This window comes from Microcystis sp. LEGE 08355, from assembly GCF_015207185.1.
Lineage (GTDB): Bacteria > Cyanobacteriota > Cyanobacteriia > Cyanobacteriales > Microcystaceae > Microcystis > Microcystis panniformis.
Window position 1 is genome coordinate 1 of sequence record NZ_JADEXI010000870.1, and the last position, 1371, is coordinate 1371.

2 protein-coding genes are annotated in these 1371 nt (G+C 38.4%); one reads left to right on the forward strand and one right to left on the reverse strand.

Going from position 1 to position 1371, the window contains the following annotated elements; translation table 11 throughout:
* A partial coding sequence (locus tag IQ242_RS24810; protein WP_193961786.1) for an ABC transporter permease occupies positions 1-650 on the forward strand: 650 nt, incomplete at its 5' end.
* 74 nt (positions 651-724) lie between these two features.
* Here IQ242_RS24810 and IQ242_RS24815 read toward each other — a convergent pair.
* On the reverse strand, positions 725-1371 hold a 647-nt coding region (locus IQ242_RS24815), incomplete at its 5' end, for a phosphate ABC transporter ATP-binding protein (RefSeq protein ID WP_193961787.1).

Below are 1371 nucleotides of genomic sequence, written 5' to 3' on the forward strand. Positions count from 1 at the left end.
CGCCACTTCCCATCTCAACACAAGTAATTTTCTTTTATAATCCCGGACTTTCTAGCAGTTGGTTTTTTGTCCCCGGAGTCATGGGATTAGTATTAACTTTAATCGGTTCGATCGTTTCTTCCATCACCGTTGTTAAAGAAAAAGATACGGGAACTCTCGAACAATTACTGATGACTCCTGCCGCTGCTTGGGAGATTTTGTTAGCTAAAGTTGTGCCTTTATTCATCCTCCTTTTGGGTGATGTTTTGTTAGCATTAACCATCGGTAAAGTGATTTTTAATGTGCCATTTCGGGGCAACTTTTTCCTATTTATGGCTTTAGCTAGTCTCTATATTTTTGTTAGTATTGGTGTCGGTATTATGTTAGCGACACTCTGTCAATCCCAACAGCAGGTAGTTTTAACCACCTTTTTTATCAATTTACCCATGGTACAATTATCAGGAGCGATCGCACCTATTGAAACGATGCCGCCATTTTTTCAATATCTCTCTCTTTTTAATCCTCTCCGTCACTACATAGCTATTATCCGCGGTATTCTTTTAAAAGGTGTCGGTTTAGAAGCTTTATGGGTTCATGTATTGGCTCTGATTGGTTTCGCTGTGATACTTTTAACTATTAGTGCCAAACGTTTTCGCAATCAGTTAAGTTAATCGTTTTTCAATCATTCCAGATAGAAAAAATTAATCTATCCCAGAGTCATGAATAACGATTAATTATTAATACTCTAACCAAAACGACCGCTAACATAATCTTTAGTGGACTCTTGAGCAGGATTTTGAAAGATTACCTCGGTGCGATCATATTCCACTAAATAACCTACTTTACCACCTTTTGGGGTCGGTTCAGCATTATAAAAAGCCGTTAAATCAGAAACCCGCGACGCTTGTTGCATATTGTGGGTGACAATAACTATAGTATATTGGGTTTTCAATTCGTGAATTAATTCCTCAATTTTTAGGGTAGAAATTGGATCGAGTGCCGCACAGGGTTCATCCATTAAAATAACTTCCGGTTTAACCGCAATAGCGCGAGCAATACATAACCTTTGTTGTTGTCCCCCCGATAAAGCTAAACCACTTTCTTTGAGTTTATCTTTAACATCATCCCAGAGAACGGCCTTTTTTAAAGATTCCTCTACTAATTGATCCATATCACCAGTGTAACCATTTAAACGCGCCCCAAAAGCGATATTTTCATAGATAGATTTAGGGAAAGGATTCGGTTTCTGAAAAACCATACCGATGCGACTGCGTAACCCGATAGGATTAACGGAATTACCATAAATATCCTGACCGCGAAAGGTAACTTTTCCCTCAATTTTGGCACTTTTAACTAGATCATTCATGCGATTAAAACAGCGCAAAACCGTAC